Annotated in this window: 16 protein-coding genes; 7 read left to right on the forward strand and 9 right to left on the reverse strand. The window is 70.7% G+C overall.

Annotated elements, in window-relative coordinates:
- Positions 1–55: 55 nt before the first annotated feature.
- Positions 56–1,735 (reverse strand): fumarate hydratase, encoded by a 1,680-nt coding sequence (locus tag ACIQFZ_RS01570; RefSeq protein WP_365422849.1) that lies wholly within the window; start codon positions 1,733–1,735, stop codon positions 56–58.
- A gap of 173 nt (positions 1,736–1,908) precedes the next feature.
- Between ACIQFZ_RS01570 and ACIQFZ_RS01575 the strand changes: the two genes are divergently transcribed.
- Together ACIQFZ_RS01575 and ACIQFZ_RS01580 are read left to right on the forward strand one after the other, a co-directional pair.
- Complete coding sequence (locus ACIQFZ_RS01575) at positions 1,909–2,604, forward strand: DUF1707 domain-containing protein (protein WP_365422851.1); 696 nt, start codon at positions 1,909–1,911, stop codon at positions 2,602–2,604.
- 141 nt (positions 2,605–2,745) lie between these two features.
- Positions 2,746–3,123, forward strand: a complete 378-nt coding sequence (locus ACIQFZ_RS01580; RefSeq protein WP_361413154.1) for a WhiB family transcriptional regulator — start codon at positions 2,746–2,748, stop codon at positions 3,121–3,123.
- 170 nt (positions 3,124–3,293) lie between these two features.
- Here ACIQFZ_RS01580 and glpX read toward each other — a convergent pair whose 3' ends face one another.
- Positions 3,294–4,328, reverse strand: coding sequence for a class II fructose-bisphosphatase (gene glpX / locus ACIQFZ_RS01585; protein ID WP_326803908.1), 1,035 nt, complete (start codon positions 4,326–4,328; stop codon positions 3,294–3,296).
- Positions 4,329–4,455: 127 nt separating this feature from the next.
- Between glpX and ACIQFZ_RS01590 the strand changes: the two genes are divergently transcribed.
- Entirely contained in the window at positions 4,456–4,980 is a 525-nt protein-coding gene (locus tag ACIQFZ_RS01590; protein ID WP_365422854.1) for a DUF4245 domain-containing protein, read from the forward strand.
- A 227-nt stretch (positions 4,981–5,207) separates the two neighbouring features.
- Here ACIQFZ_RS01590 and ACIQFZ_RS01595 read toward each other — a convergent pair whose 3' ends face one another.
- Together ACIQFZ_RS01595 and xseA are read right to left on the reverse strand one after the other, a co-directional pair.
- A complete protein-coding gene (locus ACIQFZ_RS01595) occupies positions 5,208–5,441 on the reverse strand; it encodes an exodeoxyribonuclease VII small subunit (protein WP_365422857.1) in 234 nt (77 codons plus the stop codon).
- 9 nt (positions 5,442–5,450) lie between these two features.
- Entirely contained in the window at positions 5,451–6,659 is a 1,209-nt protein-coding gene (xseA, locus tag ACIQFZ_RS01600) for an exodeoxyribonuclease VII large subunit (RefSeq protein WP_365422859.1), read from the reverse strand.
- Between the two features lie 126 nt (positions 6,660–6,785).
- On the opposite strand from xseA, the gene ACIQFZ_RS01605 reads away from it, so the two are divergent.
- The gene (locus ACIQFZ_RS01605) at positions 6,786–7,802 is read left to right on the forward strand and encodes a 4-hydroxy-3-methylbut-2-enyl diphosphate reductase (RefSeq protein WP_402690373.1); all 1,017 of its coding nucleotides are present in this window, start codon (positions 6,786–6,788) and stop codon (positions 7,800–7,802) included.
- Positions 7,803–7,831: 29 nt separating this feature from the next.
- Positions 7,832–8,578, forward strand: a complete 747-nt coding sequence (ppgK, locus tag ACIQFZ_RS01610) for a polyphosphate--glucose phosphotransferase (protein WP_365422865.1) — start codon at positions 7,832–7,834, stop codon at positions 8,576–8,578.
- Between the two features lie 106 nt (positions 8,579–8,684).
- On the opposite strand, the gene ACIQFZ_RS01615 is transcribed toward ppgK, so the two are convergent.
- A complete protein-coding gene (locus ACIQFZ_RS01615; RefSeq protein WP_376651270.1) occupies positions 8,685–9,026 on the reverse strand; it encodes a DUF6542 domain-containing protein in 342 nt (113 codons plus the stop codon).
- Positions 9,027–9,379: 353 nt separating this feature from the next.
- Between ACIQFZ_RS01615 and ychF the strand changes: the two genes are divergently transcribed.
- Together ychF and ACIQFZ_RS01625 are read left to right on the forward strand one after the other, a co-directional pair.
- Complete coding sequence (gene ychF, locus ACIQFZ_RS01620; RefSeq protein WP_376651271.1) at positions 9,380–10,468, forward strand: redox-regulated ATPase YchF; 1,089 nt, start codon at positions 9,380–9,382, stop codon at positions 10,466–10,468.
- A 375-nt stretch (positions 10,469–10,843) separates the two neighbouring features.
- Positions 10,844–13,588 (forward strand): SpoIIE family protein phosphatase, encoded by a 2,745-nt coding sequence (locus ACIQFZ_RS01625; protein ID WP_402690374.1) that lies wholly within the window; start codon positions 10,844–10,846, stop codon positions 13,586–13,588.
- Positions 13,589–13,723: 135 nt separating this feature from the next.
- On the opposite strand, the gene ACIQFZ_RS01630 is transcribed toward ACIQFZ_RS01625, so the two are convergent.
- Genes ACIQFZ_RS01630 through ACIQFZ_RS01645 form a run of 4 tightly spaced genes read right to left on the reverse strand, consistent with a single transcriptional unit; the run spans position 13,724 to position 18,012 of the window.
- On the reverse strand, positions 13,724–14,194 hold the full coding sequence (locus ACIQFZ_RS01630; RefSeq protein WP_383058195.1) for an HIT family protein: 471 nt from the start codon (positions 14,192–14,194) through the stop codon (positions 13,724–13,726).
- Between the two features lie 2 nt (positions 14,195–14,196).
- A complete protein-coding gene (locus tag ACIQFZ_RS01635; RefSeq protein WP_402690375.1) occupies positions 14,197–15,669 on the reverse strand; it encodes a carboxylesterase/lipase family protein in 1,473 nt (490 codons plus the stop codon).
- Positions 15,666–16,700, reverse strand: coding sequence for an alpha/beta fold hydrolase (locus ACIQFZ_RS01640; protein WP_402690376.1), 1,035 nt, complete (start codon positions 16,698–16,700; stop codon positions 15,666–15,668). Before ACIQFZ_RS01640 ends, ACIQFZ_RS01635 begins: the two co-directional genes overlap by 4 nt.
- Before the next feature lie 22 nt (positions 16,701–16,722).
- A complete protein-coding gene (locus ACIQFZ_RS01645) occupies positions 16,723–18,012 on the reverse strand; it encodes a lipase (protein ID WP_361413166.1) in 1,290 nt (429 codons plus the stop codon).
- Between the last annotated feature and the right edge of the window lie 322 nt (positions 18,013–18,334).

Below are 18,334 nucleotides of genomic sequence, written 5' to 3' on the forward strand. Positions count from 1 at the left end.
CGGGGCGGAGCCCCCGGCGGCTGCCGAGGGCTCCGGGAGGATTGTGGGGACCGGCTCAGGCCAGACCGGGGCCCCGGACCGGGATCGACGTGAAGGTCGGCTGGGGGGCCGGGTCCTGGAAGAAGTCGTTGCCCTTGTCGTCGACGACGATGAACGCCGGGAAGTCCTCGACCTCGATCTTCCAGACGGCCTCCATGCCGAGTTCCTCGTACTCCACGACCTCGACCTTCTTGATGCAGTCCTGGGCCAGGCGGGCCGCCGGGCCGCCGATCGAGCCGAGGTAGAAGCCGCCGTGGGTGCCGCACGCGTCCGTGACCTGCTTGCTGCGGTTGCCCTTGGCCAGCATCACCTTGGAGCCGCCCGCCGCCTGGAACTGCTCGACGTAGGAGTCCATGCGGCCGGCCGTGGTCGGGCCGAAGGAGCCGGACGCGTAGCCCTCGGGGGTCTTGGCCGGGCCCGCGTAGTACACCGGGTGGTCCTTGAGGTACTGCGGCATCTCCTCGCCCGCGTCGAGCCGCTCCTTGATCTTGGCGTGCGCGATGTCGCGGGCCACCACGAGCGGGCCGGTCAGCGACAGCCGGGTCTTGACCGGGTACTTGGTCAGCTCGGCCAGGATCGACTCCATCGGCTGGTTGAGGTCGATGCGGACCACGTCCGACGACTCGTCCAGGTGCTCGTCGGTGGTCTCCGGCAGGAACCGCGCCGGGTCCTTCTCCAGCTGCTCCAGGAAGACGCCCTCGGGGGTGATCTTCGCGAGCGCCTGGCGGTCGGCCGAGCAGGAGACGGCGATGGCCACCGGGCAGGACGCGCCGTGCCGCGGCAGCCGGACCACGCGCACGTCGTGGCAGAAGTACTTGCCGCCGAACTGCGCGCCGATCCCGATCTTCTGCGTCAGCTCGAAGACCTTCTTCTCCAGCTCCTCGTCCCGGAAGCCGTGCCCGAGCGGCGAGCCCTCGGTGGGCACGTTGTCCAGGTAGTGCGCGGAGGCGTACTTCGCCGTCTTCAGGGCGTACTCGGCGCTCGTGCCGCCGACCACGATCGCCAGGTGGTACGGCGGGCACGCGGCCGTGCCCAGCGAACGGATCTTCTCCTCCAGGAACTTCATCATGGAGGCCTCGTTCAGGACGGCCTTCGTCTCCTGGTACAGGAAGGACTTGTTGGCCGAGCCGCCGCCCTTGGCCATGAACAGGAACTTGTACGCGCCGCCGTCCGTCGCGTACAGCTCGATCTGCGCGGGCAGGTTGGAGCCGGTGTTCTTCTCCTCCCACATGGTGAGCGGAGCCATCTGCGAGTAGCGCAGGTTCAGCTTGGTGTAGGCGTCGTAGATGCCCCGGGAGAGGGCCTTCTCGTCCTCGCCCGCCGTCAGCACGTTCTGGCCGCGCTTGCCCATGACGATCGCCGTGCCCGTGTCCTGGCACATGGGCAGCACGCCGGCCGCGGCGATGTTCGCGTTCTTGAGCAGGTCCAGGGCGACGAACTTGTCGTTCGCCGAGGCCTCCGGGTCGTCGATGATGCGGCGCAGCTGGGCGAGGTGGTCCGGACGCAGGTAGTGCTGGATGTCGTGGACGGCCTCTTCGGCCAGCTTGCGCAGCGCCTCCGGCTCGACCTTGAGGAACGTACGCCCGTCGGGCCCCTCGACGGTGGATACGCCCTCGGACGTGACCAGTCGGTACGGGGTGGTGTCCTCACCCTGGGGGAGCAGATCGGTGTACGCGAACTCAGGCATCTGGCCCATTCCTCACTCGGCAGACGGCTGCCCGCCGACACCGGCGGGCGACCACCAGCGTAGAACCTGGCCCCGACAGCGAACCTGTGAGGTCCCGCTCAGTCCCGGTGGGGCGCGGTGCGCGGCACGCCCGTCGTCCACATCCCTAGTCGCGATCTATCGCGTTTCGGTACGCTGCTGCCGTGGACCTTCAGAAGCAGACCGAACCGCGTACGGCCGCCGCCCCTGTCGCCGAACTGCGCGCCTCGGACGCCGACCGTGACCGTATCGCCGACATCCTGCGCGAGGCCCTCGCCGAGGGCCGTCTGAACGCCGACGAGCACGCCGAGCGCGTCGAGGGGGTGCTGAACGCCAAGACGGTCGGCGAGCTGGAGGTCTTCATCCAGGACCTGCCCGCCGCACACCAGCGCCGCGCGGCCGCCGCGTACACCCCCGCGCCGAACCGGCCGGCGGCCGGCGAGATACCCCCCGTCGCCGACGAGAACGTGGTGGCGGTGTTCAGCCAGGCCACCCGCCGCGGCCGCTGGCGCCCCGGACGCCGGGTGCACGCGTACGCGATCTTCGGCAGCGTGGAGATCGACCTCAGCGAGGCGGTCTTCGAGTACCAGCAGGTCGTCATCAAGGCCGTCTCGGTCTTCGGCGACGTGCAGGTCCGCGTCCCGGAGAACGTGTCGCTGCGCGGCACCGGCGGCGGCGTCCTCGGCAACTTCGAGGTGGTCACGCTGGATTCGCCCGAGTCCGAGGCACCCGTCGTCTACGTCGACGGCTGGGCCGTGCTGGGCAATGTCGAGGCGCGGCCGAAGCGGGGCAAGCTCGTCGCAGACATTCTCGACCGCGTCCAGAGCAAGGTGGACAAGCATCTGCGCAAGCACATGTGACAAGGGCGGTCGTCCTCGGACGACGGCGGTCACCGGCCGGGCGGTTGGGAACTCAGTGCATAGGCACGCGCACAGCGGGTAGGCCTTGCTGCATCGTCTCTCGGACCCTCCAGCTCGCGAAGCCGTCGTCAGGAGAAGACCGTGCTGCAACCGCCGCATTCGTCGCTGCAGGTAGCTGCCGTTCCGGCCCGGCGGGCGCCGGCGCGAGACAGGGATCAGGACGCGCCCTGGCACACGGAGGCGGTGTGCCGGCGTGACGAGGCGGGCCTGTTCTTCGCACCCTCCAAGGAGCCCACCGCCGCGCGGCTGTCCCGCGAGGAGGCGGCCAAGCGGGTCTGCGCGCGCTGCCCTGTCATGGTCGAGTGCCGCGAGCACGCGCTGCTGCAACCCGAGCCGTACGGCGTCTGGGGCGGCCTCACCGCCGCCGAGCGCCGCGTCGTCCTGGCCCGGCGCCGCCGCCGCGACCTGGAGCTGAAGAAGGCGGCCCGCGCCACGGGACGCATAGCGGCGGCGGGGTAGGGCCCGCCCCGGGGGCGGCGGGGTGAGGCCCGCCCACCGGACCGGCTCCGCCCCGCCCCGGCCACCCTTTCGGACCGGGCAACCGGCCGCCGGACCGAACGCACGTACGCGTATGGGGCGCCCCCTCCGCACTGGGAGCGCCCCATCGCCGTAACCGATCCGCGGACCGGCTACTTCGCGCGGTCGAAGTCGATCGCGCTGTACGCCCGCAGCTTGCTCAGCCGGTGCTCGGAGTCGATCCGGCGGACTGTGCCGGACTTGGACCGCATCACGATCGAGTCGGTCGTCGCCGTCTCGGCGCGGTAGCGCACGCCGCGCATCAGCTCGCCGTCGGTGATGCCGGTGGCGACGAAGAAGACGTTCTCGCCGGAGACCAGATCGTCCGTGGTCAGCACGCGGTCCAGGTCGTGCCCGGCGTCGAGCGCCCGCTGCCGCTCCTCGTCGTCCTTCGGCCACAGCTTGCCCTGGATCGTGCCGCCCAGGCACTTCACGGCGCAGGCCGAGATGATGCCCTCGGGCGTGCCGCCGATGCCGAGCAGCAGGTCGATGCCGGTGCCGTCGCGCAGCGCCAGGATCGAGCCGGCCACGTCGCCGTCGGAGATCAGCTTGATGCGGGCGCCCGTCTCCCGGATCTCCCTGATCATGCTCTCGTGCCGCGGCCGGTCCAGGATGACGACCGTGACGTCCTCCGGCGTGGACCGCTTGGCCTTGGCCACGCGCTTGATGTTCACGGACACCGGAGCGTTGATGTCGACGAAGTCGGCCGCCTCCGGCCCGGTGACCAGCTTGTCCATGTAGAACACGGCGGATGGGTCGAACATCGCGCCGCGCTCGGCGGCGGCGAGGACCGCGATCGCGTTCGGCATGCCCTTGGCGGTCAGGGTGGTGCCGTCGATCGGGTCGACGGCGATGTCGACCTCAGGCCCGGTGCCATCGCCGACGTGCTCGCCGTTGAAGAGCATCGGGGCCTCGTCCTTTTCCCCCTCGCCGATGACGACGACGCCGTTCATCGACACGGTGGAGACGAGGGAGCGCATGGCGCGCACGGCGGCGCCGTCGGCGCCGTTCTTGTCACCGCGCCCGACCCAGCGGCCCGCGGCCATGGCCGCTGCCTCGGTCACCCGGACGAGTTCCAGGGCGATGTTGCGGTCGGGCGCCTCGGAGGGCACCTCGAGCTCGGAGGGAAGATGATGATGCTCGGTCATCGGAGCGCACCTTTCTGATACGACGACGGCCGGATGAGGGTGTTGGCCCCGACTCTATCTCTGGACGGGCAGAATGAGCAGGGGGCCCCACGGATGAGCGGGCCGGGCACCTGCGACGATAGGGGGCGTGGCAGGTTCGAACGGCAAGCAGAAGACGGTCCGGGACATGATTCTCTCCCTGGGCCTGATCGGGATCGCGGCGGCGGTCATCTACCTCTTCGTCCCGCACGACAGCAAGGCTCCCGACATCCAGCGGGTCGACTACAGCATCGAGTTGACCACCGCGCGCCGGGCGGCGTCGTACCCGGTGGCCGCGCCCGAGGGCCTGCCCGACACCTGGAAGGCCACGTCGGTCCGCTTCCGGGCCCATGAGAAGGACCACTGGCACCTGGGTTTCCAGGATCCCGACGGTCAGTACGTGGCGGTCGAGCAGTCCGCGCAGAAGCGCAAGGACTTCATCGACGCGGCCAGCCTGGGCGGGCGGGCCACGAAGGTCACCGAGGAGATCGACGGCCGCACGTGGACGCGCTACACCGGCGGCCGCTACGACGCGCTCGTGCTGGAGGACACCAAGGGGGCCACGACGGTGGTGGCGGGCACGGCGCCCTTCGACCAGCTGACGACGATGGCGCGAGCGCTGAAGACGCCCTGAAAGCCCGCCCACGGGCTGACAGCGACCCCGCCTTGACCGGCCGGGTCCCCTGACCCTGACCGTCGGCCCCGGCTGTGACGGCGGGCCCTGGCCCGGGTCGTCGGGGCTGCCCCCGACCGCAGGCCCCCGGCCTTCAGCGCGAGCCTCGGCCCTGACCGGCCGGATCTCCGTCCTGATCCGCGTGCCCTGGCCCTGACCGGCGGGCCCGCTCGACCGTGGTCCCCGCCCTACTCCGAGCTCTCCGACCCCTCTCGTTCCGCTTCCTCCGCGAGGGTCGCGTCCAGGCGGGCGCGGGCGCCCTCCAGCCAGCGGCGGCACACCTTGGCCAGTTCCTCGCCGCGTTCCCACAGCGCGAGGGACTCCTCCAGGCTCGTACCGCCCGCCTCCAGGCGCCGGACGACCTCGATCAGCTCGTCCCGTGCCTGCTCGTAGCCGAGTGCCTCATCCGCCTTGCTTGTCATCCGCCCACCCTATGTGTCGACACGAACCGTGAACTCGCCCTCGGCGACCCGGGCCCGCAGGGCCTCGTCCGCCGTCACTTCTCCCGGGTCGCGGACCACGTGCCCGTCCGCCTTCTGGAGCACGGCGTACCCGCGCCGGAGAGTCGCGGCAGGGGAGAGGGCCACCACACGCGCGTGCGTGTGCGTCAGCTCGGAGTCCGCGCGGTCCAGCAGGTGCCGCAGGGTGCGCCGGCTACGGTCGAGGACCGACGCGACCTGGTCCTCGCGCTCCTCGATCATGCGGTGCGGGTCCTCCATGCAGGGCCGGGCGAGCGCGTGGGCGAGCCCCCGCTCCTCTCGCTCGACGAGCGCCCGCACGCACCTGCGGGCGCGGTCCCGTAGCTGCCGTACCCGCTCGTACTCCTCGCCGACGTCCGGTACGACCCTCTTCGCGGCGTCGGTCGGCGTGGAGGCGCGCAGGTCGGCGACGTAGTCGAGCAGCGGGGTGTCCGGCTCGTGCCCGATCGCGGACACCACGGGCGTACGGCAGGAGGCGACCGCGCGCACCAGCTGCTCGTCCGAGAACGGCAGCAGGTCCTCCACGCTGCCGCCGCCGCGCGCCACGATGATCACGTCCACCTCGTCGGTCGCGTCCAGCTCCTTCACGGCCTGCACGACCTGTGGGACGGCGTGCACGCCCTGCACGGCGACGTTGCGCACCTCGAAGCGGACCGCGGGCCAGCGGTGCCGGGCGTTCTCCAGCACGTCCCGCTCCGCGGCCGATGCCCGGCCGCAGACCAGCCCGACGAGCTGGGGCAGGAAGGGCAGGGGCTTCTTCCGCTCGGCCGCGAACAGTCCCTCCGCCGCGAGGGTCTTCTTCAGCTGCTCCAGCCGGGCCAGCAGCTCACCGACGCCCACCGGCCTTATCTCGACGGCCCGCAGCGACAGCTGCCCGCGCGGCGCGTACCACTCCGGTTTGGCGTGCACCACGACCCGCGCGCCCTCGCCGACCACGTCAGCGATCGCGTCGAACACCTGGCGGTAACAGGTCACGCTGACGGAGATGTCGTACGACGGATCGCGCAGCGTCAGGAACACCACGCCCGCACCCGGGCGCCGCGACAACTGCGTGATCTGCCCCTCGACCCACACCGCGCCGAGCCGCTCGATCCACCCCCCGATCAGCCGCGACACCTCGCCGACGGGCAGGGGAGCTTCGGGAGACGTGGAGACAGCCATGCCCGCGAGAGTAGCCGCCCACACCGACAACCCCCACCCCCTCGCCCACCGGCCCGGGCCGCGCGTCCGTGGGGCGATCGTGGGGCGAACGCGGGGCGATCTTCGGGCCCCGGTGGCGGCCTTACGATGGGGGGCATGACCGCTTCGTCTGGCCGCCGTGTCCTGCTCGCCGCCCCCCGGGGCTACTGCGCGGGTGTGGACCGCGCCGTGATCGCCGTCGAGAAAGCCCTTGAGCAGTACGGGGCTCCGATCTATGTCCGGCACGAGATCGTCCACAACAAGTACGTCGTGCAGACCCTGGAGAAGAAGGGCGCCGTCTTCGTCGAGCGCACCGAGGAGGTGCCGCCGGGGAACATCGTGATGTTCTCGGCGCACGGCGTGGCCCCCACCGTCCACGAGGAGGCCGAGCGGGGCCACCTGGCCACCATCGACGCCACCTGCCCCCTGGTGACCAAGGTCCACAAGGAGGCCGTCCGGTTCGCGGGCGAGGACTACGACATCCTCCTGATCGGGCACGAGGGCCACGAGGAGGTCATCGGCACCACCGGCGAGGCCCCCGACCACATCCAGCTCGTCGACGGCCCCGAGGACGTCGCGAACGTCGAGGTCCGCGACCCCTCCCGGGTCGTGTGGCTGTCGCAGACCACGCTGTCGGTCGACGAGACCATGGAGACGGTCGACGCGCTCAAGGACAAGTTCCCGCAGCTGCTCTCCCCGCCCAGCGACGACATCTGCTACGCCACGCAGAACCGCCAGCTCGCCGTGAAGCAGATGGGCGCCGAAGCCGACCTGGTGATCGTCGTCGGCTCCCGCAACTCCTCGAACTCCAAGCGGCTGGTGGAGGTCGCCAAGCTCGCGGGCGCGGACCAGGCCTACCTCGTGGACTTCGCCGACGAGGTCGACGAGAGCTGGCTGGAGGGCGTCACCACGGTCGGCCTGACCTCGGGCGCCTCCGTGCCGGAGGTCCTGGTCGAGCAGGTGCTCGAATGGCTGTCGCAGCGCGGCTTCGAGGACGTGGAGATCGTCAAGGCGGCCGAGGAGTCCATCACCTTCTCCCTGCCCAAGGAGCTCCGCCGGGACCTGCGCGAGGAGGCGGCCGCGCTGGTCGCCGAGCGCGGAGGGTCCGGTACGACGCAGGGGTGACGGTCCGTCGTACGTCGTAACGTGGAGCCATGCAGATCTTCGGCGTGGACATCGGCGGGTCCGGCATCAAGGGCGCCCCTGTGGACCTGGACAGGGGAGACCTGACCCAGGAGCGGCACAAGGTGCTGACCCCCCAACCGGCGACCCCCGACACCGTCGCCGACGGGGTCAAAGAGGTGGTCGACCACTTCGGCTGGACCGGACCGGTCGGGCTGACGTTCCCGGGGGTCGTCACCGGCGGCGCCATGGTCCGTACGGCGGCCAACGTCGACAAGAGCTGGGTCGACACCGACGCGCGCGCGTTGTTCGGCGGCCGGCTGGGCGGTCTGCCGGTGACGGTGGTCAACGACGCGGACGCGGCGGGCGTCGCCGAGATGCACTTCGGCGCCGGGCGCGGCCGCAAGGGCACGGTGGTGCTGCTGACCTTCGGTACCGGCATCGGCAGCGCCGTCTTCGTCGACGGCGTCCTCGTCCCCAACACCGAACTCGGGCATCTGGAGCTGAACGGCCACGAGGCGGAGAAGCGGGCGTCCAGCAAGGCCAAGGACGACCACGAGCTCAGTTGGGAGCGCTGGGCGCGCCGGGTGGGGAAGTACCTCGCCCATGTCGAGATGCTCTTCAGCCCGGAGCTGTTCATCGTCGGCGGCGGCGTCAGCCGCAAGTCCGAGAAGTTCCTGCCCCTGATCGAGGACATCAAGGCGGAGATCGTTCCCGCCCAGTTGCAGAACAACGCGGGGATCGTCGGCGCGGCGATGCACGCGGCGGAGCACGGGTGAGGCGGTAGCCCTCGACGCGATGACGTGCTGACGCGGACGCGCTGACCGCGCAGACGGGTCCGGGCGGGCGCCGGCAGCCCTCCCGCCGGCGGCTCACCCCGGCGCGTCAGCCCGCCACGCGCTTGCGCACCGCCCGCCGTCGCGCTGCCAGCGCCACCCGCCGCACCAGCACCGTCACCACCGCGATCAGCGTCCCCGCGTACAGCCAGGGCGCCTCGGTGGCGAGCGCGGTCACCAGGCCCATCAGCTTGCCGAGGAACCCCACCTCCCCGTCGATCACGGGCAGCAGCCCCACGGCGAACCCGATCGGCGCCACGACGGGCGCGGTCAGCAGGTCGCCCTTGCGCACCCACAGCGCGGTCAGCGCGCACACCGGCAGGAACAGCACGCCGTACGCGGTGGAGGCCCCGTCGAAGAGCAGCAGGTCCAGACCGCCGAGCAGGAACATGACGGCCCCGCAGAACATCCCGGCGCCCAGGCCCGTCAGCCGCGGACCGGACGGCCGCCGCGGCGCGGGTGCCGGGGCCGCCGCCGGAGCGGGGGGACGTCGTGCGGCAGGAGGCCGTCGCGCCGGGGGTACCGGCGGCCTGCCTCGTCGCGGTCCGTGCTGCTGGTGTCGCGTCTTGTGCTGCTCCACTGGACCAACCTAGGTCTGCTTATGTGGCGAATCGCCCGCCTGACACGCCGTGCGCGGCAGCTTGGCCAAGCGTTCGAACCGTCGCGGGGCCCGGTTGTGGCACGCCGTAGACTGGTGGATCGGCCGCCTGGCCCTCAGTCTCCTCACGTACGGGAAGTCGCAACGTGTCGCTCACGATCGGAATCGTCGGTCTGCCGAACGTCGGCAAGTCGACCCTGTTCAACGCCCTGACCAAGAACGACGTGCTCGCGGCCAACTACCCGTTCGCCACGATCGAGCCGAACGTCGGTGTCGTCGGAGTGCCGGACGGTCGTCTCGCCCAGCTCGCCTCGATCTTCAAGTCGGAGCGGATCCTCCCGGCCACCGTCGACTTCGTCGACATCGCCGGCATCGTGCGCGGCGCCAGCGAGGGCGAGGGCCTGGGCAACAAGTTCCTCGCGAACATCCGCGAGTCGGACGCGATCTGCCAGGTCATCCGCGCCTTCAAGGACGAGAACGTCGTCCACGTCGACGGCAAGGTCTCGCCCAAGGACGACATCGAGACGATCAACACCGAGCTGATCCTCGCCGACCTCCAGACCATCGAGAAGGTCCTGCCCCGGCTCCAGAAGGAGTCGCGGATCAAGAAGGACGTCGCTCCCAAGGTCAAGGCCGTCGAGGAGGCCAAGGAGATCCTGGAGAAGGGCGACACGCTCTTCGCGCACGGCATCGTCCAGGGCAGCGAGCGCGCCGAGCTCCTGCACGACTTGCACCTGCTCACCACCAAGCCCTTCCTGTACGTCTTCAACGTCGACGAGGACGAGCTGGTCGACGAGGACTTCAAGAACGAGCAGCGCGCCCTGGTCGCCCCCGCTGAGGCGATCTTCCTCAACGCCAAGCTGGAGGCGGACCTCGCCGAGCTGGACGAGGACGAGGCACTGGAACTCCTCCAGTCCGTCGGCCAGGACGAGCCCGGCCTCGCCACCCTCGCCCACGTCGGCTTCCGCACCCTCGGCCTCCAGACCTACCTGACGGCCGGCCCCAAGGAGTCCCGCGCCTGGACCATCAAGAAGGGCGCCACCGCCCCCGAGGCCGCCGGTGTCATCCACACCGACTTCCAGAAGGGCTTCATCAAGGCCGAGGTCATCTCCTTCGAGGACCTTCTGGAGTCCGGCTCGGTCGCCGAGGCCCGCGCCAAGGGCAAGGCCCGCATGGAGGGCAAGGAGTACGTCATGCGCGACGGGGACGTGGTGGAGTTCCGCTTCAACGTTTAGCGGCTGCCCCGGCGTTGAAGAGCCCGGTTCAGCGAATATCAGGTCAGAAGGGGTCGGCCCGGTTCGGGGCCGGCCCCGTCGCTGTGCCCGCTGCCGGATCGGTGCCGGTCCGGCTGACGGTGCGTCAGTTGAAAGAGGTGTGCCGCTCCGTTTTCCAGCCCCGCGCTTCAAAAAGCGAACGCCGGCCACAAGATGAAGTTCCTTGCCGACCTTCAAGAGAGCTGATTCTCTGTATTTCCGGCGCCCACTCGACTCCGTTTCCCCCTTCTGTGGATCGGAGTGAATCTTCGAATGGAAAGTCCTTCACGCTGTATTGCGGGGATCCCGGCGGCGTATATTTGATCGGGGTGGCTCGCTTACGGGCGAGGAGGCGATATGAGGCTGGACTGGGACGACGCGCGACGCCTCGAGGAAGCGCGCCTCAAATTCCTCAGCGGCGAGCCCGTGGACCTCGCGGTGCGCAGCGCTGTGCTCTTCTCCTGGCAGCGTTGCCGCTTCCGGGGCATCGCGGCGGATCACGTCAGCATCCCCTACTCCGGAAACGTGAACCAGGAGGACAGTGTTCTGTCCCTCGCCGGGCCGGCCCTGGACCGACTGCAGTCCCAGCTGTCGGGGATGGATGTTGTCACAGCCCTCTGCAATCCCAAGGCGCAGGTGCTGGAACGCCGGGTGGGTATCCCCGCGCTGAGCCGCTCGCTGGAGGGCCTGCGAGTCGAACCAGGATTCGGTTGGTCGGAAGGAGCCGTCGGAACCAACGGCATTGGTACGGCACTCGCGGACCGGCGCCCGGCCTTCATCCGTGGCAGTGAGCACTTCGCCGATATCAACCGGAATTTTGCCTGCGCGGCAGCGCCCATACGCGATCCGCTCAGCGGACGAGTCCGCGGTGTGATCAATGTGTCAAGCATCAACGACCTCGGCGACCCGGTGATGCTTGTCCTGGTACAGGAGACGGCCAACACCATCGAACGTCTGCTTCTCGACGACATTGAGGAACACGAGCGATCCCTGCTCCGCGCGTTTCTGCGAGCCCAGCGCAGGACGGCCGCCGGCGCCACGGCACACTTCGCGAGCGACGTCGTCAGCACGGCGGGGGAACCGCTGCGCCGCGACGACCTGGAGGTCCTGCGGAGGGCGGCGGCAGAACTCATCTCCGCCGGACAGGCAGCGGTCGTCGAGGTACCCCTTGCCCGAGGTCGCACCGCCGCGCTGCGCAGCCGACCCGTGGAAGGCGCCACCGATGCCCTCACCGGATTCGTCGTCGAGGCCCTGCGCGCCGATGGCGCGCTCCTGCGCCTGGAGCCCATGAGCCTTCAGGCCGCGGAGACAACGCCCAGGCCGACATCCGTGTCGGCGAGGCCTGCCCCGGCCCACGCCTCGCCGTCCGTCGGTGAGCACCAGGGCGCCGTGGCGGGCGGGCTCGTCGCCGTGGGCGAGCCCGGCATCGGGCGTCTGGCCGTGCGGGCGCGACAACGCCTCGAACTGCTGTGCAGGGCGGCGGAGCGCATCGGCACGACCCTGGACGTGACCAGGACCGCCGAGGAGCTGACCGAGGCAGCGGTCCCGGCCTTCGCCGACTTCGTCACGGTCGACCTCGCCGAGTCCGTGCTCACCGGCGACGAGCCGACGAACCCGGGTGAGGAGATGCGCCGGATCGCCCTCGGTGCCGTCCGCCGGGGTTCACACCTCTACCCGGCGGGGACGCGGATGGAATACACCCCGTCCATGCTGCAGAACCGCTGCCTGACGACCGCGCAGTCGGTCCTCGAACCAGAACTGGAGACGGCCTACGCCTGGACGGCTTACGACCCGGCACGTGCTGAGCAGATCCGTGAGGCGGGGTTGCACTCACTCATCGCCGTCCCTCTGTGCGCCCGGGGTGTCATCCTGGGCGTGGTGACGTTCTACCGCTCCGAGCGGCCTGGTCCCTTCGAGGAGGACGACCTCTCCCTTGCCGAGGAACTCGCGAGCCGGGCGGCGGTGTGCATCGACAACGCCCGCCGCTACACCCGCGAACACACCACCGCTCTGGCCCTGCAGCGGCGCCTGCTCCCGCACACTCTTCCCGAGCAGAACGCCGTGGACGTCGCATGCCACTACCTGCCCGCGCAGTCAGCCGTGGGCGGGGACTGGTTCGATGTCATTCCGCTGTCGGGTGCCCGGGTGGCACTCGTCGTCGGTGACGTGGTCGGCCACGGTCTGCAGGCGTCCGCCACGATGGGCCGCCTGCGCACGGCCGTCCGCAACTTCTCGGATTTCGATCTGCCGGTGGACGAGGTGCTCACCCGACTGGACGACTTGGTGGTCCGCCTCGACCTCGACCCGGAGCCCGAAGGGGGCGAGCCGAGTGAGGTCGTCGGTGCGAGCTGCCTGTACGCGGTCTACGACCCCTCCTCAAAGCGCTGCACCCTGGCCCGCGCAGGCCACCCGGCACCGGCCCTGGTCCTCCCCGACGGTACGGTCGACTTCCTCGACGAGTCGGCCGGGCCGCCTCTGGGCCTCGGCGGCCTGCCGTTCGAGACCCTTGATCTGGAACTGCCCGAGGGAAGCCAGCTGATCCTGTACACCGACGGCCTCGTCGAGCACCGGGATCGCGACATCGGGACGGGACTCGAGCACATGCGGCGGCTGCTCCGCGGTGCCCGCGGCTCGCCCGGCGAAACCTGCCGAGTGCTGGTCGACGGTCTGCTTCCCGCCCGACGCGGCGACGACGTCGCCCTGCTCGTCGCACGCACCCGCGCCCTGGACGCGCGGCACATCGCGCGCTGGGATCTCGCCGATGACCCGGCCGCCGTGTCCCACCTGCGTGAGGAGGCCGTTCGTCAGTTGTCCGAATGGCAACTGGAAAGGCTGACCTTCACCACCGAGCTGATCGTCAGCGAACTGGCCACCAACGCCATCCGGTACGCGGCACAGCCGTGCGAGTTGCGGCTCATCCTTGACCGTACCTTGATATGCGAAGTCTCCGACTGCAGCAGTACCTCACCGCGTTTGCGGCGTGCCACCAGCACCGACGAAGGGGGACGAGGGCTGTTCCTCGTCGCCCAACTCGCCCAGCGCTGGGGGACCCGCTACACCCCGACCGGAAAGGTCATCTGGACAGAGCAGTCACTGCGCTGAAGGCGCCCTGGCCCCACAGCACAGTCACCAACGTGTCGAAGACACAGGCGGCAAGGGGCCGGCCCCTCATCGTGATCCTCGCGGCCCGCTACCACTACTGAAGCGCCGTCGGCGGCGTCCACGTGGTGCCTTCCCCTACGCGAGGCGGTTCAGTTCCTCTGTGATCGCCTTGCGCAGCGTGTCGTGCCGGGGGCTGAGCGCGTACCGCTCGTCGTGCCAGCGCTCGCGCGGATACAGCCACACCGGCCGGCCCACGAGATCGGGCGGCTCCCAGTCGAAGCGCGGCCACACATGGGCGTGCAGGAACGGATCGGCGTTCCCCAGGATCTCCAGATTGACCCGCCGGAAAGCCGGGTCCAGCCGCCTGCAAGCCCGTTCGACGGCTTCCCCCAGCTTGTCCATGTCGGACAGGAACGCCATCCGCCTGTTCTTCGGAAGCTCCGACAGCCGCTCCACCGCGGGGTCGTCCACCAGAAGCACCGAGTACCCCGGCAGGAACTGCACGTCCCCGATCACCGCGAAGCCCGCTTCCAGCCTGCGGAGCACGGCGGGGTTCTCACCCCGCAGCGCACTGCCGATGCGGTCCTTCTGCCAGTCACCGGTCATGACTAGCGCCTGCCTTCCCACAGCAGGCGTTCCTCGCTGCGTGAGTCGTTTTCCGGGGTCGGGTCCTCGGTGAAGACCATCGTCGTGCGGGTGGTCGTGTCGTAGGCGGGCCAGCCAGGGTTGCCCGTCTTCGCGAAGGAGAGCCAGGCCGTGTGCATCGCGTTCGCGAGGGGCTGGGGTGGGTGGGGGCCCAGTAGAGGGGTGTACGACGGGTCGTGGAGGCGGTTGAAGGTGAAGGGGAGTTCCAGGGCGTGGCAGGCGCCCAGGTGACCGTCGAACTGGGGGGAGCGCCAGGCGAATTCGTAGACGTGGGAGCCCGGGACGGACTCGGCCAGGCGGATGGCGGGGATGCGGTAGAACCAGTCCGTCGCCACCGCGGAGAGGAGTTCGCCCGGGGTGGCGGTGGGGCGGGTCGCCCGGTAGACCGGGAGGGCCTTGGCCGGGTCGAGGCCGTATGCCGTCGTTGCGGCGTGGAGTGCGGAGTCGGGAATCGCGTCCAAGAGGCCCGTGGGGACCAGGAACAGGCGGTACTCCTCGCGGTTGCTGCCGATCAGGAGGTCGACGCCGCAGTCGGGGCCGGGCAGGGACAGGCCGGCCGTGACCGGTTCGAACGGCATCAGGTTGAGCACCGCCTCGCCCCACAGGGCCGGGTCCGGGCGGGCGCTCACCTCCGCGCGGAGTTCGGCCTGGGCGGGGAGAAGGTCGGTCAGGGGGACCGCGGCGAAGGACTCCAAGGTCGGTTCGATGCCGAGCTTCGCGGCCAGGCGGGCCGTGATCAGGGCCGCCGAGGGCGGGCGCAGGAAGTGGTGGCAGGCGCCGCTCTGCAGGATCGCCCGGTGGAACAGTCCGCGGGCCATGCCGGTGGCCAGCAGGGCGCCGATGCTCATCGCGCCCGCCGACTCGCCGAAGACCGTCACCCGGTCGGGGTCGCCGCCGAAGGAGGCGATGTTGGCGCGGATCCAGCGCAGGGCGGCCACCTGGTCCAGCAGCCCGCGGTTGTCCGGGACGCCCGGCAGGCTGAGGAAACCGTCCGAACCCAGGCGGTAGTTGAGGGTGACGCAGACGACCCCGCCGCGGGCGAAGGCGCTGCCGTCGTACGCCGACGCCGAGCCCGAGCCGTTGGAGAACGCCCCGCCGTGCAGCCACACCATCACCGGCAGGCCGGCCCCCGGCTCCGGGGCGGGCGTCCAGATGTTGAGGTTCAGGCAGTCCTCGCCGGGGATGACGTCCTCCGGGATGAGTGCGTCGAAGGGCGGCGCGTAGGGCGCGTGCGGCACGGTCGGGCCGTAGGCCGTGGCGTCGCGCACGCCCGCCCAGGGCTCGGGCGGGCCCGGCGCCAGGAAGCGGCGGGGGCCGAACGGCGGGGCGGCGTACGGGATGCCCAGGAAGGACGCCACGCCGCCGTCCGCGGAAGTGGAAACACTGCCGCGGACAGCGCCCTGTTCGGTCGTGCATACCGTGGTGCGTGGTGTCATGCCGTGAGGATCCCCAGCAGGGCCGCGCCGAACTCCTCCGGGCGTTCCAGATGCACCGCGTGCCCGGCGTCGGGAACGGCGACCTCGCGGACCGTGCCGCCGTGCCCCGCGTAGCGGCCCAGCACGTGGCGGGTCTGCGCCACCATCGGCTGGGCAGGTGTCCCGTCCCAGCCGGGCACCGCGCCGATCGCGCCCAGGTGCGCCAGGTCGAACATCGAGGTGTCCGAGACGATCACGTCGTCCTCGCCGCGGATCCACAGCACCGGCGGCTTGGGGTCGATCAGATGCAGCTCGTCGAGGCGGAAGTACAGCGGGGAAAGGCAGTTGAGGACACCCCGGGTGCCGGGAGCCACGCCAGGCCAGGCCGTGGACGGCACGCTGTCGCCCGGGTAGTGGTCGTCGCCGGTGCGCGTGGTGAGCATGGAGTCGACGTAGGCGTCCTCCTGCGCGCCCTCGGGGCGCCACGGCGGCTTGACGTAGCAGGTCGCCAGGACGGAGCGGGGCGCGACCGGGGAGTCCTCGCCGCGCTCGCCCTTGGCCAGCAGCGCGACGAACTCCGGGTTCGCCGTGCCGCCGCCCGAGCCCGCCCCGTCCTCGGAGTTGAGGGTTCCGTCCACCCCGTGCGTGCCACCGAAGCCGTACGGGGAGACCGGGTTGACCAGGCTCAGGGAGCGCACCGCGGACGGGTGGTCGTTCAGGTACTGCATGATCACGCCCCCGCCCATGGACCAGCCCACCAGGTGCGCCCGGTCGATCCCGAGGACCGCCAGCAGTGCCGCGAGGTCGTCGGCGTGGTCGCGCAGGCCGCGCGTGGCGTCGATGGGCAGCGGGTCGGTGCCGCCGAAGCCGCGCAGGTCCAGCGCGATCGGGCGGTAGCGGTCCGGCAGCAGGGCCATGGTGGAGTGCCAGAAGGCGGACGAGGAGACGTTGCCGTGGACGAAGACGACCGGTTCGCCCTCGTCCCGGAGGTCGGTGACCTGGACGGTCAGGCGGTCGGTGGGTACCCGGCGGGTGCGGATGCTGCTGGTCATCGTCATCTGATCCTTTGGTCCTTTACGAGAGCCAGGTGGCGACCTGGGCGGCGGCCGAGCCGTTCCAGCCCAGCTCCAGGTGGTTGGCGCCGACGATGGTCGCGGTGCCGCCGACCGTGGGGATGCCGGTGGTGTCGAGCGCGCTGGCGATGAAGACGACACCGTCGCTCGGCCCGCGGTTCTCGTTGAAGATGCCGACGACGGTGGGGGATCCACCGGCCAGCAGATAGGTGGTGACGGAGGCGGGTACGCCGGCGTCGTGCAGCGGTTTGATCAGCGAGCCGGCGTCGATGGCGGCCTGGATGCCGCTGCCCGCGGTGTAGAAGCCCTGGCCGCCGTAGTACGTGGTGTACCAGTCCTGCGCGGCGCCGTCGACCCCGTACCTCCCGTCCCAGCGGGCCAGCATCTGCCGCTGGCCGGGGTAGTTGTCGTAGCCGCCGGAGGGCGTCATCGAGAACTCGGGGTGCGCGGTGTACAGGCCGTAGCAGGTCATCCGCGAGTGCGGGGAGGGCGCGTTGACGGTGCCGCCGCACTCGGGCCAGATGGAGAAGTCGTGCGCCCAGCCGTGCGCGTACGGGTAGTCGTAGCCGCCGTTCGGACCGCCGACGGTGATCAGCCTGCGCACGTCGCCGGCGTACGCCCGCCCCCAGCTCGGCTTCAGCGACGACACGTACGCGCGGGTCGACATCTCGCCCTTGCTCCAGCCGACGAGGTCGACCTTGGCGACGCCCAGCTTCGCCTTGATGGCGGCGATGGCGTCGCCGACGATCTGCGCCTGCATCAGGTTGTCGCCCTGCTTGTGCGCGAAGCCGACGGCGAAGACGCGGTGGCCGCGTGCGGACAGGTACTGCATCAGCCCGGTGGACGGGCAGGACAGGGCGCCGCAGCCGTAGCCGCCCGCCTCGCCCGGGTTGGCCCAGGCGCGGTCCGCGGTGTCGTTGGCGCCGTGCACGAGCAGGACCGGTGTGGTGCGGCTGCCGGTGTTCCAGCCGGGGGCCGAGTAGAGCAGGAAGCGGCCGGAGGACGGGCGGGAGACCCCGCCGAAGTACGTGACGCGCTTTCCGTCCTGGTCGCCGCGGCCGTCGGCCGGATAGCCCTCGGTGCGGAATCCGGGGGTGGTGTCGACGTAGCGCTCCACGCGCTCCCAGCCGTTGGTGACGGTGCCGGCTCCGTAGCTCGCCTCGAGGGTGAGGTAGGACGGCGGTTCGGCGGCCGACGCGGTGCCGGCGCCGGCCACCGGTCCGGCCGCCACGGCCATCAGCAGGGCGAGCAGCATCCGCCACCGGCCCGCACGGCTTCGTCTGTTCGGCATGTTCCCGCCCTCTCCTGCGCGCATCCACGGCTCCGTCCCACCGCGGCGGCCCACATTAGGCAGGGGGCAGGGAGGGAGGGCATGTGTGCGGAACCCATAAGGAGGGCGGTCTATATGGGGCAGCAGCCCGCAGCCCACCTCGTACAGCCGGCAGGCGAGTACCGGGTGGACGAGGTGGGCTGCGGAATGCGTGAACGAAGGCCTCAGGCGACCCGCCCCGCCCGCCGCCGGCCACGCACCCGGTACCCGTACGCCGCCAGCACCACCGTCAGGCTGAGGAAGCGCCCCCGCCGACTACGCCCGGCTGGCCACCCGGCACCTG

Origin of the sequence: Streptomyces sp. NPDC093064, assembly GCF_044754605.1 — a bacterium.
Lineage (GTDB): Bacteria > Actinomycetota > Actinomycetes > Streptomycetales > Streptomycetaceae > Streptomyces.

What these genes read in the sequence shown, in the direction of transcription:
- ACIQFZ_RS01570 (WP_365422849.1), bottom strand. Translation starts at nt 1,735, where the DNA reads ATGGGCCAGATGCCTGAGTTCGCGTACACCGATCTGCTCCCCCAGGGT.
- glpX (WP_326803908.1), bottom strand. Translation starts at nt 4,328, where the DNA reads ATGACCGAGCATCATCATCTTCCCTCCGAGCTCGAGGTGCCCTCCGAG.
- ACIQFZ_RS01595 (WP_365422857.1), bottom strand. Translation starts at nt 5,441, where the DNA reads ATGACAAGCAAGGCGGATGAGGCACTCGGCTACGAGCAGGCACGGGAC.
- xseA (WP_365422859.1), bottom strand. Translation starts at nt 6,659, where the DNA reads ATGGCTGTCTCCACGTCTCCCGAAGCTCCCCTGCCCGTCGGCGAGGTG.
- ACIQFZ_RS01605 (WP_402690373.1), top strand. Translation starts at nt 6,786, where the DNA reads ATGGGGGGCATGACCGCTTCGTCTGGCCGCCGTGTCCTGCTCGCCGCC.
- ppgK (WP_365422865.1), top strand. Translation starts at nt 7,832, where the DNA reads ATGCAGATCTTCGGCGTGGACATCGGCGGGTCCGGCATCAAGGGCGCC.
- ACIQFZ_RS01615 (WP_376651270.1), bottom strand. Translation starts at nt 9,026, where the DNA reads ATGTTCCTGCTCGGCGGTCTGGACCTGCTGCTCTTCGACGGGGCCTCC.
- ACIQFZ_RS01625 (WP_402690374.1), top strand. Translation starts at nt 10,844, where the DNA reads ATGAGGCTGGACTGGGACGACGCGCGACGCCTCGAGGAAGCGCGCCTC.
- ACIQFZ_RS01630 (WP_383058195.1), bottom strand. Translation starts at nt 14,194, where the DNA reads ATGACCGGTGACTGGCAGAAGGACCGCATCGGCAGTGCGCTGCGGGGT.
- ACIQFZ_RS01635 (WP_402690375.1), bottom strand. Translation starts at nt 15,669, where the DNA reads ATGACACCACGCACCACGGTATGCACGACCGAACAGGGCGCTGTCCGC.
- ACIQFZ_RS01640 (WP_402690376.1), bottom strand. Translation starts at nt 16,700, where the DNA reads ATGACCAGCAGCATCCGCACCCGCCGGGTACCCACCGACCGCCTGACC.
- ACIQFZ_RS01645 (WP_361413166.1), bottom strand. Translation starts at nt 18,012, where the DNA reads ATGCCGAACAGACGAAGCCGTGCGGGCCGGTGGCGGATGCTGCTCGCC.